The 14,765-nt window shown below is 60.6% G+C and carries 14 protein-coding genes; 4 read left to right on the top strand and 10 right to left on the bottom strand.

What is annotated here, in order from left to right; translation table 11 throughout:
• Positions 1-3: 3 nt before the first annotated feature.
• Together BK667_RS15875 and BK667_RS15870 are read right to left on the bottom strand one after the other, a co-directional pair.
• Positions 4-2,130: a TonB-dependent receptor family protein gene (locus BK667_RS15875; protein ID WP_123598189.1), complete on the bottom strand. Its 2,127-nt coding sequence runs from the start codon at positions 2,128-2,130 to the stop codon at positions 4-6.
• 123 nt (positions 2,131-2,253) lie between these two features.
• On the bottom strand, positions 2,254-3,669 hold the full coding sequence (locus tag BK667_RS15870) for a purine-cytosine permease family protein (RefSeq protein ID WP_123514809.1): 1,416 nt from the start codon (positions 3,667-3,669) through the stop codon (positions 2,254-2,256).
• Positions 3,670-3,989: 320 nt separating this feature from the next.
• Between BK667_RS15870 and BK667_RS15865 the strand changes: the two genes are divergently transcribed.
• Positions 3,990-4,901 (top strand): LysR family transcriptional regulator, encoded by a 912-nt coding sequence (locus BK667_RS15865; RefSeq protein WP_123514807.1) that lies wholly within the window; start codon positions 3,990-3,992, stop codon positions 4,899-4,901.
• A gap of 16 nt (positions 4,902-4,917) precedes the next feature.
• Here BK667_RS15865 and argE read toward each other — a convergent pair whose 3' ends face one another.
• The 4 genes from argE to BK667_RS15845 all read right to left on the bottom strand — a co-directional run bounded on the left by argE (position 4,918) and on the right by BK667_RS15845 (position 8,664).
• Positions 4,918-6,066 (bottom strand): acetylornithine deacetylase, encoded by a 1,149-nt coding sequence (gene argE / locus BK667_RS15860; RefSeq protein WP_123598188.1) that lies wholly within the window; start codon positions 6,064-6,066, stop codon positions 4,918-4,920.
• The gene (locus BK667_RS15855; protein WP_123598187.1) at positions 6,063-6,740 is read right to left on the bottom strand and encodes a DUF1028 domain-containing protein; all 678 of its coding nucleotides are present in this window, start codon (positions 6,738-6,740) and stop codon (positions 6,063-6,065) included. The genes argE and BK667_RS15855 overlap by 4 nt, the downstream gene beginning before the upstream one ends.
• A 140-nt stretch (positions 6,741-6,880) precedes the next feature.
• A complete protein-coding gene (locus BK667_RS15850) occupies positions 6,881-7,297 on the bottom strand; it encodes a RidA family protein (RefSeq protein ID WP_054051217.1) in 417 nt (138 codons plus the stop codon).
• 20 nt (positions 7,298-7,317) lie between these two features.
• Positions 7,318-8,664, bottom strand: coding sequence for a flavin-containing monooxygenase (locus BK667_RS15845; RefSeq protein ID WP_375539174.1), 1,347 nt, complete (start codon positions 8,662-8,664; stop codon positions 7,318-7,320).
• Between the two features lie 138 nt (positions 8,665-8,802).
• On the opposite strand from BK667_RS15845, the gene BK667_RS15840 reads away from it, so the two are divergent.
• Positions 8,803-9,192 (top strand): ester cyclase, encoded by a 390-nt coding sequence (locus BK667_RS15840; protein ID WP_123598185.1) that lies wholly within the window; start codon positions 8,803-8,805, stop codon positions 9,190-9,192.
• 55 nt (positions 9,193-9,247) lie between these two features.
• Here BK667_RS15840 and BK667_RS15835 read toward each other — a convergent pair whose 3' ends face one another.
• Together BK667_RS15835 and BK667_RS15830 are read right to left on the bottom strand one after the other, a co-directional pair.
• Positions 9,248-9,679, bottom strand: coding sequence for a hypothetical protein (locus BK667_RS15835; protein ID WP_123598184.1), 432 nt, complete (start codon positions 9,677-9,679; stop codon positions 9,248-9,250).
• Positions 9,680-9,839: 160 nt separating this feature from the next.
• A complete protein-coding gene (locus BK667_RS15830) occupies positions 9,840-10,268 on the bottom strand; it encodes a nuclear transport factor 2 family protein (RefSeq protein WP_123598183.1) in 429 nt (142 codons plus the stop codon).
• Positions 10,269-10,368: 100 nt separating this feature from the next.
• On the opposite strand from BK667_RS15830, the gene BK667_RS15825 reads away from it, so the two are divergent.
• Positions 10,369-11,991, top strand: coding sequence for a sensor domain-containing diguanylate cyclase (locus BK667_RS15825; RefSeq protein WP_123598182.1), 1,623 nt, complete (start codon positions 10,369-10,371; stop codon positions 11,989-11,991).
• Between the two features lie 31 nt (positions 11,992-12,022).
• Positions 12,023-12,445 (top strand): HD domain-containing protein, encoded by a 423-nt coding sequence (locus BK667_RS15820; RefSeq protein WP_123514792.1) that lies wholly within the window; start codon positions 12,023-12,025, stop codon positions 12,443-12,445.
• Between the two features lie 1,373 nt (positions 12,446-13,818).
• On the opposite strand, the gene BK667_RS15805 is transcribed toward BK667_RS15820, so the two are convergent.
• On the bottom strand, positions 13,819-14,274 hold the full coding sequence (locus tag BK667_RS15805) for a GFA family protein (protein WP_221179167.1): 456 nt from the start codon (positions 14,272-14,274) through the stop codon (positions 13,819-13,821).
• The gene (locus tag BK667_RS15800) at positions 14,274-14,750 is read right to left on the bottom strand and encodes a GFA family protein (protein ID WP_123598178.1); all 477 of its coding nucleotides are present in this window, start codon (positions 14,748-14,750) and stop codon (positions 14,274-14,276) included. The genes BK667_RS15805 and BK667_RS15800 overlap by 1 nt, the downstream gene beginning before the upstream one ends.
• Between the last annotated feature and the right edge of the window lie 15 nt (positions 14,751-14,765).

Genomic DNA, 14,765 nt, shown 5'->3' with positions numbered 1-14,765 from the left:
GCCTCAGCGCAGGCTCCACGACAACCCGACGTACGCCGCCAGGCCTTCACCCGGGGTTGAGCGGGCGGCGTCCAGTCCCTTGTCGTCGTAGCCCGGGGTGACGGTGGCGGCGTAGTGCTTGTTGGTCAGGTTGCGCAGGTCCAGCCAGGTCTGCCAGTCGCCCTTGGGCTCGTTGTAGCCCAGGGTGGCGCCGAACAGGGCGTAAGGATCGGCGTCGTAGCTGTTGGCGTAATCCACCGCCACTTTGGAGACTAACTGCGTGTTGAACGCGGCGAAGAAACCCTGGGGCCAGTCGTAGCGCAGTTCGCCCTGGTAGTAGTGCATCGGCAGGCCCGGCAGGCGGTTGTCGCCGAAGCGGTCGTCGTCGCGGTAGTGAAAGTCGCTGAAGGTGTAGCTCTGACGCAGGCTCAACTGGCCGCCATCGTCCCGCGTCCACAGATTGCTTTGCAGGCTGGCTTCCACGCCCTGGTGCACGGTGGGGCTGGCGTTGAGTTCGTAGGGCGTGGTGGCGTTGGCGTCCGGCAACACCGAAAGCAATTCGTGGCGCACCTGAGCGTAGTACCAAGCCAGGCTCCATTGGCCGATTGTGCTGTCGCCGCGACCGCCAAGTTCCAGGGTGGTGGCGGTCTGGTTTTGCAGTTTGATCGGATCGCGCTGGGCGCCGGTGGCGGCGCCGCTGCCCGCCGGGAAGCGGATATTGGAGCTGTAGATCAGCGACCACGGGTGCGGCGCTTCGACCGAGCGACTGAGGTTACCGAACACTTGCAGGTCCGGCGTCACTTGGTAGCGCAGGCCCAGACGCGGGGCATAGTCCCAGTCGTTCATGCTGGTCTTGCCGCCGTCTTGCGGGTAGGTCACGGCGCTTTCGCGACGGGTGTAGATCGCGGCGAGGCCGGTGGTCAGCCACAGGTCGTCGGCGATCTCCAGGTCATTGCCCACATGCAGGACCGTGTCCGAACCCTGGTAGGTGAAGTTGCGCATGTGCGTGCCCGGCGCGTAGCCGGCGGTGTTGCCGGTGGGGATGCGCACCAGTTCGCTGGCGCCGTCATTGGGCAAGTGCTTGGTCACGCGCAAACCCACGGTGCTGCGGCTTTCCAGGCCCCACAGCGTATCGCGCCGCTTGTAGTCGAACGTGCCGCTGACGTCGGTGTACGCCACCTTCAAGCGGTTCGGCCCCTCGCGCAAATCCATCGGATAGTCGTGGTAGACGAGGCCGGTCTGGATGCTCGAATCGTCGTCGATGTAGTAGGTGGTTTTGTTGCCGAAAAAAGTACTGCCGGGTTGCTTGCGGCTGTCGTCCCGCGACACATAGGCCGGGTTGGCGGCCCGTGGATCATGCTCGATGGAGTGCTTGGTCACGCGGCCGGCGAGGTCGTTGTCAGTCTCGCGATAGCGGAAATAGAAACGGGTTTCCAGATTCGGGTTGAAGCGGTAACCGAAGTTGGCGATCACCCCCTGGCTCTCGCTGGCGGTGTGATCCTGGTAGCCATCGGCGTTCGCGTCGGTCATGGACACGTAGTAATCGAAATCCCCCAGCACCTGCCCGGAGCTGACCTGGCGCTGCTGATAACCATGACTGCCCATGGCGTAGCGAACCTGCAACTTCGGCGCGTCGTAGCCGGTGTGACTGACGTAATCGATGGCCCCGCCCAAGGCCAGGGCACCCCGGTCGAAACCATTGGCGCCGCGCAGCACTTCCACGCGATCGAGCCACAGCGGTTCCAGCAATTCATAAGGCGTGCCACCGGGGCCGCTCAGCGGCAGGCCGTCGAGCATCGTGTACAACCCCGAGGCATGAGCGCCGGGTGCGCGGTTGATGCCCGAGCCGCGAATCGAAATCTTCACCCCTTCATTCCCCGCCGACTGCGCGTAGACCCCCGGCTGATACGCCAGCACATCCTGGTTGCTGGCCACGCGGCCCTGCAACGGACGGCGCAGGTCAACCACGTTGGTGCCGCCGGGCACCTGGGGCAGCCGGGTTCTAGCGTCCTCGACCGACGCGTCTTCGCCGCTCAATTCCTCGGCCCCGATCAGCACTTGGCCAAGCTCCAGGCCTTCGGCTTCGGCCAGGGCCGGACAAACGAGGGCCAGGCCCAGCAGCGCGGCGGGCAGGGATTTGGGCGAGGGCATTGGGAAACTCCAGACGTGCAGGAACGGGCAGTGAAGAACTGCGACGTAAGGAAGGACGAAGGAAACACATGGCAATTCATAAAAAAACCCGCAACCGAGTGCGGGTTTTTTCAGGCGGGAAGGTTACACGCTGCTGGCCAGTTTGCCCGTGGACAACCGACGCTTATAGGCACTGTCCCGACTCGCCAACCAGAAATACAGCGGCGAAGTCACCACCAACCCCACCAGCCAGGACAAGTCCGCGCCATTGATGTGCTCGGAAATCGGCCCGACATACAACGGCGTGTTCATAAATGGAATCTGCACCGCAATCCCGATCGCATAGGCCAACAACGCCTGCGGGTTGTAGCGCCCATAGATCCCGCCATCGACATGGAAGATCGAGTCAATGTCGTACTGACCTTTGTGGATCGCGTAGAAGTCGATCAGGTTGATCGCGGTCCACGGCACCAGCACCACCAGCAGCACCAGCACCATGTCGACAAAGTGGCCGATGAAGTCCGCCGAGGCACCGACAGCAGCGAAGCAGCACGCGCCGAGGACGATGACTGAGAGCACGGCGCGGCTTTTCGCGGTGGGGATCCAGCGGTAGGCGAAGGTTTGCACCAGGGTGATCAGCGACAACACGGCGCCGTAGAGGTTGAGGGCGTTGTGGCTGATGACGCTGAGCAGGAACAGCACCAGCATCAGCGGGCCGATGGAACCGGTGGCGAGTTTGACCGCGTCCATGGTGTCCATGCCCACCGGTGTGGCGAGTACCGCGACGGCGCCGAAGATGAACGAGAGGCTGGAGCCGAGCACCGTTCCGAGGTAGGTCGTCCAGAAGGTCGAGGCCACCGGCACATCCGCCGGCAGGTAGCGCGAGTAGTCAGAGACGTACGGCGCAAACGCAATTTGCCACAGCGCTGCCAGCGAAACCGTGGCCAGCCACCCGGAGATGTTGAAGCTGCCGCGGGTGAGGAAGTCGGCGGTCTGCACGTGGGTGAAGATGTAGCCGAAACCGAGCACGATGCCGGCGCCGAGCACCCAGGTGCCGATGCGGTTGAGCACGTGGATGAAGCGGTAGCCGATGATGCCGATGATCCCTGAACCGAGGGCGCCGATGACGATGCCCACCGGCACCGGCACGCTGTCGACCACGCCGTGCAGCGACTTGCCGGCCAGGACGATGTTGGAAGCGAAGAAACCGATGTACATGATGCCGGCGATCAACACCACCAGCAGCGCGCCGAGGGAGCCGAACTGGGCGCGGCTCTGGATCATTTGCGGGATGCCCATTTGCGGACCTTGCGCCGAGTGCAGGGCCATCAGCACACCGCCGACCAGATGCCCGACCAGAATGGCGACGACGCCCCACACCAGGTTCAGGTGAAACAGTTGCACGCCGAGGGCGCCGGTGACGATGGGCAGCGGCGCGATGTTGCCGCCGAACCAGAGGGTGAACAAATCCCGGACCTTTCCATGGCGATCTTGCGGCGGGACGTAGCCGATCGTGTGCTTCTCGATCAGCGGAGCGGACGTTGTTGCGGAGGTGACCATGACGAACTCCAAGGCAATGTGAGTACGTGGACGTACTTCGGTGAGCGCCGCGTGGGCGACGCTTTTCTTGTTGGGGTGATCATGTGCAAAGCATCGGCATAGATAAATTAGTAAGTTTGTTGCTTCAAACCTTAAAAAAAATATGCCCGGGGCTTGGGTGGGTCCGGTATGTTCTGGGTGCGGTGTTCCCGCTGTTAACCAGCCCACACCGCCCTCTGTAGGAGCAAGGCTTGCCCGCGATGGCGCCCGTGAGATCGCTATCGCAGGCAAGCCTTGCTCCTACAGGATTATGGGTGTGGTGTGTTTTTCTGGAGATCCGCATGGCCGCTTACAACCTGCGACAGCTGCGTTATTTCGTCACCACCGCCGAGTGCGGCAGCGTGGCGGAAGCGTCGCGCAAGCTCTATATCGCCCAGCCATCGGTGTCGACGGCGATCAAACACCTGGAAGAAAGCTTCGGCGTGCAGCTGTTTATCCGCCATCACGCCCAGGGTGTTTCGCTGACGCCGAGCGGCTCGCGGTTTTACCGCAAGGCCCTGGAGTTGCTGCGGGTGGCCCACGAGTTTGAGCAGAACGCGCTGGCGGACAATGACGTGGTGGCGGGGCAGATCGATATCGGCTGTTTTGAAACCGTGGCGCCGCTGTACCTGCCGCGTTTGATCGCCGGTTTCAAAGAGCGCTGGCCGGGGGTGGAGATCCGCATTCGCGATGGCGAGCAACAGGAATTGGTGCAGGCCCTGACCGCTGGCAGCATCGATGTGGCGATGCTGTTCGAACACGATCTGGACAGCACGATCGAGACCGTTGCGCTGATGCCGCCACAACAACCGTACGCCTTGCTGCCGGCGGACCATCGCTTCGCGCAGCAGGCGAAAGTGTCGCTGGATGACCTGGTGCTGGAGCCGATGATTCTGCTCGACGTGGTGCCGAGTCGCACCTATTTCGTCAGCATCTTCGAGGAGCGCGGATTGACCCCGCACATCGTCTTCAGCTCGCCTTCGATCGAGATGGTGCGCGGCATGGTCGGACGCGGTTTTGGCTTTTCGATTCTGGTGACCAAACCGTTTTCACCCTACACCTATGACGGGCAGAAACTGGTGTGCATCCCGCTCGCAGAAACGGTAACCGGCTCGGGATTATCGGCGGCGTGGCTCAGAAGGTCGCAACTGACCAAACCGGTGCAGTTGTTCGTGGATTATTGCCAGGAGGAACTGGCCCGACTTTACACCTGAACGTCGGGCCAATCGCTCAACTGATCGATGCGAGTATCCGCTGCAGCAGGGCGTCGCAGCCGTTCAATTGTTCGACGCTGACAAACTCGTCCGGCTTGTGGCCCTGATCCATGCTGCCCGGACCGCACACCACCGTCGGGATGCCCGCCGCGTCAAACAGACCGCCCTCGGTACCAAACGCGACTGTCCCGAACTCTCTGGAACCTGAGAAAGCAGCGATCAATTCAGCGGCTTCGCTGCGAGTGTCCGTCACCAAACCGGGATAGGCCGACAACTCACTGAAACGGATAGCGCTCTGCTCACTTACGGCACGCATACGCGGCAAAACCTGCTGCTCGGCGTAGGTCTTCAATTGCTGCGCAACTTCGCTTGGATCGTGGGAGGGCAGGGCGCGGATTTCAAAGTCGAAGCGGCAATCGGCGGGGACGATGTTCAACGCCTTACCACCGGAAATCACCCCGGTTTGCACGGTGCTGAACGGCGGATCGAACCGCGTGTCGTGATGCTCCGGCGCCTTGAGTCGCTGGCCAATTCGCCCCAGCTCACCGATCAATTCGGCGGCGTATTCAATCGCGTTGACCCCGAGCGGTGCGTACGCCGAATGGCAGGCTTCACCGTGAATGTCGCAACGCATCGCCAGTTTGCCTTTGTGGCCGAGCACCGGTTTGAGTTCGGTCGGCTCGCCAATGATGCACAGCATCGGTTTGATCGGGCGTTGCTCTAACACCTTGAGCAGCGAGCGAACGCCCAGGCAACCGACTTCCTCATCGTAGGACAGCGCAATGTGCACCGGCCGCTTTAGTGAAGCCTTAACCAGTGACGGTACCAAGGCGAGCACGCAAGCGATGTAACCTTTCATATCCGCCGTGCCACGGCCGTACAGCTTGCCCTCGCGCTCCGTCAGCTCGAACGGCGCAACGGTCCACGGCTGGCCGTCGACGGGCACCACATCGGTGTGCCCCGACAGCACGATGCCCGGCAGGTTGGCCGGGCCGATGGTGGCGAAGAGGTTGGCCTTGCTGCGCTGGTCGTTGTAGACCAGTTCACACGGTACATCGAAGCCGGCGAGGTAGCCGCGGACGAATTCGATCAGGTGCAGGTTGGATTCACGGCTGGTGGTGTCGAACGCCACCAAGGTTTCCAGCAAATCGCGACTGCTGTTCATCGGTCGTCTCCGGCGACGCCATAACCTGGGGACCGGTCGGGGGCGAGAGCACGGTCGATGTAATCCTGAACCTGCGGTCGATAGGCGTTCCATAGTTTTTCAAGTTGGCCGATCGGGTCTTCATCGGCCCAATCGACCCGCAGGTTGATGATCGGCCAGGTCAGTTCGCCGACCACCACCATCGCGGCAGAATGCACCGGTCCGGCTTCACCGCCCGCCACCATTGCGGCTTGCATCGCGGCCAGCAAGCGGTCGGCCAGGTGACCTTCACCCTGTTCGAAGGCACGGACCATGGCCTCGATCACCGAACGATCCGTCAGCATGTTGCCGGCGGCCACGCATTGCTCGCCGGATACGGCGTTGTGGTTGCCCAGGGTTTGCGCACCGCTGAAATGCGCGGTGCGGCCGAGGTGGTCAATCGCGGTGATCTGGCGGTATTGGCTGTAGCCGTTGCGCGTCAGCACTTTGTCCAGCGCATCGGCGGGCGCGAGGCCTTGCTCCATCAGGGCGAGGGTTTCCGGGCCGAGGGACGGCAGGGTGATGTTTTGCGTCGAGACCGCGCCGACACCCGGCAGCAGCCACGGGCAGCGGGCGCCGACGGCGATGCTGGAGGAACTGATGGCGATGCCGAACTGACCGGTTTCGGGGCATCTTGCGGCGATGGAGAAGGTCATGGGTTTTGCTCCTTGTTCAGACTTGGAGAAAAGGGTGTCTGGGCGGGCGCCTTCGCGGGCAAGCCTCGCTCCTACAGGGGGACGCATTCCAAATGTAGGAGCGAGGCTTGCCCGCGAAGGCCGCACCTCGGTCTGTTTCCCTACTCAGGAATCACCGCAATCACATCAATCTCCATCAACCACTGCGGCTGCCCCAACGCCGACACCACCAGCCCGGTCGAAATCGGAAACACCCCTTTAAGCCACTTGCCGACTTCCTGATACACCGGCTCGCGGTAACGCGGGTCGATCAGGTAGGTGGTGGTTTTCACGATGTGGCTCAAGTCGCTGCCGGCTTCTTCCAGCAACTGTTTGACGTTGCGCATGGCTTGCTCGGCTTGCGCACGCGGGTCGCCGAGGCCGATCAGGTTACCTTCGAAATCGGTGCCCACCTGGCCGCGAACATACACCGTGTTGCCGGCGCGGACGGCTTGGCACAGGTCATTGTCCAGGCTCTGGTTCGGGTAGGTTTCCTTGGTGTTGAACATGCGAATACGAGTGTGGGTTGGCGTGGACATGTGAAGCTCCTGAACAAGAATTAAGCGCTGACGCTGGTTTTATGGGCGGCTTGGGCGGTTTCGGCTTCACGCTGGTCCGCATCGCGATACTCAAGGTACGAACGCTGGATGGCGATGTGGTCCGCGACGTACTTGGCGTCGTGCCAAACACCCCAGATAAACGACGAGCCGCGACGGGACTGCCAGGGCAGGCCGAGGAAATACACGCCGGGCTCGCTCGACACTCCGCGCTGGTGCTGCGGTTTGCCGTTGTCGTCGAAGGCATTGACCTTCATCCAGCTGTAATCCGTGGCAAAACCGGTGGCCCAGATAATCGAGGTCACGCCGGCCTTGACCAGGTCGAGCTCCAGAATCGGGTTGCTCACACAGTCCGGGTCCGGGAAGGTGTGGCGGGCTTCGGGTTCTTCCGGCAGGTCCAGGCCATTGCGCTCGATGTAGGCGTCGGCGGCATCGAGCAGCGCCCGGTAGTTGTCGTCGCCACGGGCCAGGTTCTCCGCCAGGTTCGGCTGGAAAGTCGCCACGCTGCCATTGAATGATTGGGTCAGGCCGACCAGCGTCATGCCGGCGTGGGCCAGGCCACGGAAGTCCACGGTGCGGCCGCCATGGGCGCCGCTGACAGCGATGGTCACGTGTTCCCGGCCGGGTTTCATCGCCGCTTGATCCCACTCACCCAGTACGCCCAGCCACCAGCAGAAATCGCGGTTGCGATAGGCGCGGGGAGGGCGGTCGTGGGCACCCACCGAGAGGTAAACCTTCTTGCCCGCACCCTGTAATTCATCGGCAATCTGCACCCCTGACGACCCGGCGCCCACCACCAGCACCGCGCCTTCGGGCAGTTGCTGAGGGTTGCGGTATTCGGCGGAATGGATCTGGGTGAACGGCGCGTCTTTCGGTGCAATCGGCGGGATCACCGGACGCTGGAAAGGCCCGGTGGCCGCCACGACGCGGTTGGCTTCGATCACGCCTTCGGAGGTTTGGATGGTGAAACCGGGGCGACCGAGATTGCGCTCGACCTTCAACACGTCCACGCCGGTACGAATCGGCGCGTTGAATTTCTTGGCGTAGGCTTCGAAATAATCGGCTACCCGCTCTTTCGGGGCGAAGCCGTCGGGGCTGAGGTCGTCAAACTCCATGCCAGGAAAACGATCGTGCCAGGCCGGACCATTGGCCACCAACGAATCCCAACGCCCGGTGCGCCAGCGTTCGGCAATGCGATTGCGCTCCAGCACCAGATGCGGCACTCCGAGTTTGCTCAGGTGTTCACTCATGGCCACGCCAGCCTGACCGGCGCCAACAATCAGCGTGTCTGTTTTTATTTTTTCAGTGGTCATCTCTTTACCCTTCGAAGTGGGAGTCAGGTCGGTTATGGCCTGCCATCTCTTGGGGTCAAGACTAGGGTTCACCCTGGTATCGGTAAAATATTATTAAGCTGGGAACTGAGCATAAATAACGGATGCAGAGGGTTTGGCCCTGGCTTAAAAGGGTTCAAAGGGAGAGATTGGGTAATGAACAAACAAACACTGAGCGACACCTACCGCGCCTATATCGACTGCCTCAACCGCCAGGACTGGCCGCTCCTGGGGCAACTTCTCGATGAAAACGTGCATTACAACGGCGAACACGTCGGGTTGTCCGGTTATCGGGCGATGCTGGAACGGGACTTCCGCACGATCCCTGACCTGCGTTTCGAGATTGAACGGCTCATCGCCGACCCACCGCACATCGCCGCCCGACTGTGCTTCGACTGCACGCCGGTGGGGGAACTGTTTGGCTTGCCGGTGAATGGACGGCAGGTGGTGTTCAGCGAAAATGTGTTTTACGAGTTCAAGGACGGGAAGATCTGCGCTGTGTGGTCTGTGATCGATAAAGCGGCGGTCGAAGCTCAGATCTCTTAAAAGGGGACAGATTTATTTTCCAGAAAATAAATCTGTCCCCTTTTTAGGGCAGCAGCTACTTCGTTTTCCAGTGCCCACCGCCCGACTCGCAATCAATCCGCGCTTGTTCGAAGTGTTCCACGCCGTAGTAATACGTCGTGACCTGAGCATTGTCGGGAATGTTCAGTGATGTGGCGTTTTTGTCCTTGCTGGTGGAATGCGGGTTGGCCAGGGATTCCTGGGTCAACGTGGCGATGCAGGTGGCTTGGTAATGATCGGCGCAGTGTTCGACCTTTTTCTTGGTGCTGACCACCGTGTCCTTGCTTTCATTGCTGCAGGACCAGTCGATGGAATTCACCGGCATGCCTTCGTATTCATAACAACTGTGGGATTCGACGACCGGTACCGAAGGGCTTTGGGAGCGGGTCTGCACGTCACAGCCTTGCGCCATGGCCCAGGCGGGGCTCAGGCTGGCGAGCAAAAGCACAAGCAGGCATCTACTGTTCATCGGGTTTTCCTCCAATGACGCTTTCCCTGGTCAGGGATCGGCGCTGATGGAGTTTTGAAAACGCGAGGAAGGGCGGGGTTCAATCCGTTTTTTGCTGAAGTTGACAGCAGACACCGTGGCGAGAGAGCTTCTTGCTCCCTCGTCATTGAACAGTGATCGATCAGGCTTTACTGGCGGCCAGATACGCACCCAGTCGCTGGCCCATTTCCGCACCCAACGCCTGCAAGCCGCTGAGCGGGCGAACCATCACTTCAAACTCGACGATTTTCCCTTGCTCGTCGAAACGGATCATGTCGATCCCTTTTAACTCTTTTCCGCCGACGTTGGCGCTGAACTCCAGCACGACATTCAGCCCGTCCGCCGTCGCCAGCTCACGGTGGTATTCAAAGTTCTCGAAAACCTCGAACACTGTGTTGAGAATCATCGACACCACGGCCGCGCCGGGATAAGGCGTGTGCGCCATGGGCGAGCGGAATACCGCTTGCGGGTCCAGCAACTCGGGCAGGCCTTGCAGGTTGCCGGTGCGGATCATCGCGTGCCACAGGGTCAGGGATTCTGCGGCTTTGGGGTGCAGGTTCAGTTCAGACATTTTCAACTCCTGTTTTGTTGTTATTGGCAAACGTCGGGACGGTAGATCAAAAGATCATAGCCTTCGGGTTCGTGCTGGCATATTCGGATACACTCCCGTGATGCCAAAACATCATCACCCGCCCCTCGATTTCACCCGAATCGCTAACAGCGTCGTTACTCGACTGCTGTTATTGGCGTTGTGCATGGTCATTTTTGGCGCCGTCGTGCGCTATTTCGTCTTGACCAACTTCCTGCGTGAAGACTTAAGCGCCGTGGTGGAAGGCCAGCAATTAACCTTGGCCACCTATGTCGCTCGCGATATCGACTACAAGATAGTCCAGCGCCAACTGATGCTGGATCGCCTTGCCGATTCCGTTCCGATCGAGTTGCTGACACAACCGCAGCAGTTGCAGGCGTGGCTGAAAGAGCGTTACGAGTACCAAACGCTGTTCACTGCGGACTTACTCATCGCCAGCCCAACGGGGCGTTTGCTCGCGAACTACCCGGAACCGGTGAATATCGATTACGCCGCGCGTGATTACGTCCGGGCAGGACTGGCGGGGCGCTCCTTGATTGGGCAACCGGCGCTGGACAAGGTGACCCACGAGCCGATCCTGCCCATGTCCGCCCCCATCAAGAATGCCGCCGGTGACGTCCAGGCCGTGCTGGTGGGCGTCAGCGTACTCGGTACGACCGGGCTTCTGGATTCGCTGCTGCAAAGTCGCGTCGGTGATGCCACCGGGGATTTCCTGCTGGTTTTCCCCGAAAGCCATATGTTTATCGAGTCCTCCAGCCGTGATGTGCAACTCAAGCCCACATCGCCTCCCGGCGCCAATACGTTGCACGATCGGGCGATGGCGGGGTTTCGCGGCACAGGGTTGACGCTTAATTCCCAAGGCGTCGAGGAAGTCGCCGCCATCTCCGCGGTGCCAAGCGCCGGCTGGTACATCGTGGCCCGTTTGCCGACCAGCGAAGCGTTTGCGACGGTGACGCGCACCCAGCACTTTTTGATCAAGGGGGCATTCTTATCGATTCTTTTCTTTGCCACCTTCGCTTCCATCGGGCTGTACTTCGTCTTCCGTCATCTGTTCCGTGCCACCGCGCAAGCTGACCGCATGACCCGCGATGAAATACCCCTCGCGCCCTTGCCGGTGGTTCGCAATGATGAAGTCGGGCATTTGATTTCGGCGTTCAATCGCTTGTTGGTCAAGTTGAATGACAAACAGGACGAACTGAAAAAAATCGCGCATCACGACACCCTGACCGGGCTGACCAATCGGCACCATCTCTCTGGCCAACTTCGGCAAGTGTTGGCCCAGGCGCGACGCTCAGAGACTCAAGTCGGCCTGCTGTTTATGGATCTCGATGGTTTCAAACACATCAATGACACCCTGGGGCATGAGGCGGGCGATGAGGTTTTGCGTCAGGTGGCGCGGCGATTTTCTTCGGTCGTGCGCGAGAGCGACACCCTGGCGCGCATCGGCGGTGACGAGTTTGTCGTACTGCTGAGCGACCTTGGGGATCATGCCGAAGAGACGCTGAGCAGCGTGGCGACTCACTGCATCGATGCCTTGAGCGCGCCGTTTTTCATCTCCGGCACGGTGTGCATCGTCGGTGTTTCGATTGGCATCGCCTTGGGTAACGGGCAAAGTTCTGCCGATACGCTGCTGCTGGCCGCCGACCGCGTCATGTATCAAGCCAAGAAAACCGGGCGTGGGCGGTACGTGACCTACAAGCTTTAGGCAATCGGCGTTTAACTCAAGGAGAACCATGATGAGCCAGACACTCGAACGTGCCATCGCAATCGCCGCGGCTGCCCACGAAGGGCAGGTCGACAAGGGCGGCGCGCCATATATCCTGCATCCGCTGAAAGTCATGCTGCGGGTGACGACCCTGGAACAACGGATCGTCGCCGTGCTGCATGACGTGGTGGAAGACACCGGCATCAGCCTCGACACACTACGTCAGGAAGGCTTCAGCGAAGCGGTGTTGGAGGCCATTGAGTCAGTGACCAAAGTGCCAGGTGAATCCTATGAAGCGTTCGTCGAACGTGCGGCGCTGAACCCGATTGGCCGGGTGGTCAAACTGGCGGATCTGGAAGAGAACAGCGACTTGTCGCGGATTGCGCAGCCGTCGTGGGAAGACCTGGAGCGGGTTGAGAAGTATCGGCGGGCGATTGGGGTGCTGCGCTCGTAAGCGTAACGCCTAACCCTGTGGCGAAGGCGGAGTGTCAGCCGGCATTGATACTGGATGTGCTGACCCCTTCGCGAGCAAGCCCGCTCCCACATTGTTCAGTGTTAATCAGCAATTTTGTGCCCACCGAAGATCCCCTGTGGGAGCGAGCCTGCCCGCGAAGGCGGAGTGTCAGCCTACATTGATGTTGGATGTGCCGACCCCTTCGCGAGCAGGCTCGCTCCCACATTGTTCAGTGTTAATCAGTACTTTTGTGCCCACCGCAAATCCCCTGTGGGAGCGAGCCTGCTCGCGAAGGCGGAGTGTCAGCCGGCATTGATGTTGGATGTGCCGATCCCTTCGCGAGCAGGCTCACTCCCACACTGTCCGGTGTTAATCAGTGATTTGCTATCCACCGCAGATCCCCTGTGGGAGCGAGCCTGCTCGCGAAGGCGGAGTGTCAGCCGGCATTGATGTTGGATGTGCCGACCCCTTCGCGAGCAAGCCCGCTCCCACACTGTTCAGTGTTAATCAGCAATTTTGTGCCCACCGCAGATCCCCTGTGGGAGCGAGCTTGCTCGCGAAGGCGGGGTGTCAGCCGGCATTGATGTTGGATATGCCGACCCCTTCGCGAGCAGGCTCGCTCCCACACTGTTCAGTGTTAATCAGCAATTTTGTGCCCACCGAAGATCCCCTGTGGGAGCGAGCTTGCTCGCGAAGGCGGGGTGTCAGCCTACATTGATGTTGGATGTGCCGGCCCCTTCGCGAGCAAGCCCGCTCCCACATTGTTCAGTGTTAATCAGTAATTTTTGTATCCACCGCAGATCCCCTGTGGGAGCGAGCCTGCTCGCGAAGGCGGAGTGTCAGCCTACATTGATGTTGGATGTGCCGACCCCTTCGCGAGCAAGCCCGCTCCCACACTGTCCAGTGTTAATCAGTGATTTGCTATCCGCCGCAAATCCCCTGTGGGAGCGAGCCTGCCCGCGAAGGCGGAGTGTCAGCCGGCATCGATGTTGGATGTGCCGACCCCTTCGCGAGAAAGCTCGCTCCCACATTGTTCAGTGTTAATCAGTGATTTGCTTTCCGCCGCAGATCCCCTGTGGGAGCGAGCTTGCCCGCGAAGGCGGAGTGTCAGCCTACATTGATGTTGGATGTGCCGACCCCTTCGCGAGCAGGCTCGCTCCCACATTGTTCAGTGTTAATCAGTAATTTTTGTATCCACCGCAGATCCCCTGTGGGAGCGGGCTTGCTCGCGAAGGCGGATTGTCAGCCGGCATTGATGTTGGATGTGCCGACCTCTTCGCGAGCAAGCCCGCTCCCACAAGGGTTTGGTGTTGATCGATGATTTCATGTCCGCCGCAGATGAAGGCAGTGCCGTTTCGCCGGCACTGCTTTCCTCATTTCTTAACGCGTTGCGCGTATTGCTGCGCCAGCGTGCCAAAGTCCTGCGGTGCAGGGAATTGCTCAAAGCTATGTTCAGCGCCGGTCGCGACCCACGGCAGTTTTTCGCTCGTCCAGGTTTCGATAAACGGGGCGTAGCGTTGCGGGTTGTCGAGCAGGCTGGAACGGACGCCAACCACCTGATCATTGCCTTCCGGGCGGGTAAACAACCAACTCAGGCAATGCGGGCAGAAGAAGTGTCGCGTTAGCCCATGCAAGCCACCGATGACGGGATTGCCTTGGGTGACCACGAAGCCGTCAGCCGGCACCAGAACACTCAGAGAGAAAGCGCTGGAAGCCATTTTCTGGCAGCCCGTGCAGTGGCATGCCGTGGTGATGATCGGTGGGGCGCGCAGCTCAAAAGCGACTTGGCCGCAGCGGCAACTGCCTTTAGCCATGACTGAGTGATTCATCAAACCTCCGGTGCCGTTTCGGATGGCTGCAACACCTGGCTTTGCGCGCTCAACGCTTGAGCGAATGCCTGCGGAGTCGGGCTTTGCGGCCAGGTCGCGATACCTTCCGGCAACGTCAGCCAGGGTTGTTTGTGTTTGACCCAGATATGCGCGACCGGCTGCAGGGATGGGCTGTGGTCCAGCGTCCCGGCGCGCAGCACCAACAGGCCCGGCGCCGCACTCGTGGTGTTATAGAGTCGGGTATGACAGACGCTGCACAGCGTGTGGATGGAGTGCTGGCCGTCGGCGTCATAGGCATAGTGCGTCACCGGACCTTCATGGGTGATGGCTTCCGATGGCGCCAAGGCGTGGAGGGCGAAAGCGCCGCCACTCCAGGTCTGGCAATCCCTGCAATGACAGGCATAGACCGCCAGCGGCGCATCGGTTGCGAGGGTGTAATGCACGGCGGTACAGCGGCATTGGCCGGTCAGCGTCATATGAAAAGCTCCTTT

Source organism: Pseudomonas frederiksbergensis, assembly GCF_003732705.1.
Classification (GTDB): domain Bacteria; phylum Pseudomonadota; class Gammaproteobacteria; order Pseudomonadales; family Pseudomonadaceae; genus Aquipseudomonas; species Aquipseudomonas frederiksbergensis_F.
This window is presented reverse-complemented; position numbering and strand designations above follow the sequence as displayed.

Coding starts and splice junctions, on each gene's coding strand:
- BK667_RS15855 (WP_123598187.1), bottom strand. CDS start 6,740: ATGACCTTCTCCATCGCCGCAAGATGCCCCGAAACCGGTCAGTTCGGC.
- BK667_RS15820 (WP_123514792.1), top strand. CDS start 12,023: ATGAGCCAGACACTCGAACGTGCCATCGCAATCGCCGCGGCTGCCCAC.
- BK667_RS15800 (WP_123598178.1), bottom strand. CDS start 14,750: ATGACGCTGACCGGCCAATGCCGCTGTACCGCCGTGCATTACACCCTC.
- BK667_RS15805 (WP_221179167.1), bottom strand. CDS start 14,274: ATGAATCACTCAGTCATGGCTAAAGGCAGTTGCCGCTGCGGCCAAGTC.
- BK667_RS15830 (WP_123598183.1), bottom strand. CDS start 10,268: ATGTCTGAACTGAACCTGCACCCCAAAGCCGCAGAATCCCTGACCCTG.
- argE (WP_123598188.1), bottom strand. CDS start 6,066: ATGAACAGCAGTCGCGATTTGCTGGAAACCTTGGTGGCGTTCGACACC.
- BK667_RS15865 (WP_123514807.1), top strand. CDS start 3,990: ATGGCCGCTTACAACCTGCGACAGCTGCGTTATTTCGTCACCACCGCC.
- BK667_RS15850 (WP_054051217.1), bottom strand. CDS start 7,297: ATGTCCACGCCAACCCACACTCGTATTCGCATGTTCAACACCAAGGAA.
- BK667_RS15835 (WP_123598184.1), bottom strand. CDS start 9,679: ATGAACAGTAGATGCCTGCTTGTGCTTTTGCTCGCCAGCCTGAGCCCC.
- BK667_RS15840 (WP_123598185.1), top strand. CDS start 8,803: ATGAACAAACAAACACTGAGCGACACCTACCGCGCCTATATCGACTGC.
- BK667_RS15870 (WP_123514809.1), bottom strand. CDS start 3,669: ATGGTCACCTCCGCAACAACGTCCGCTCCGCTGATCGAGAAGCACACG.
- BK667_RS15825 (WP_123598182.1), top strand. CDS start 10,369: ATGCCAAAACATCATCACCCGCCCCTCGATTTCACCCGAATCGCTAAC.
- BK667_RS15875 (WP_123598189.1), bottom strand. CDS start 2,130: ATGCCCTCGCCCAAATCCCTGCCCGCCGCGCTGCTGGGCCTGGCCCTC.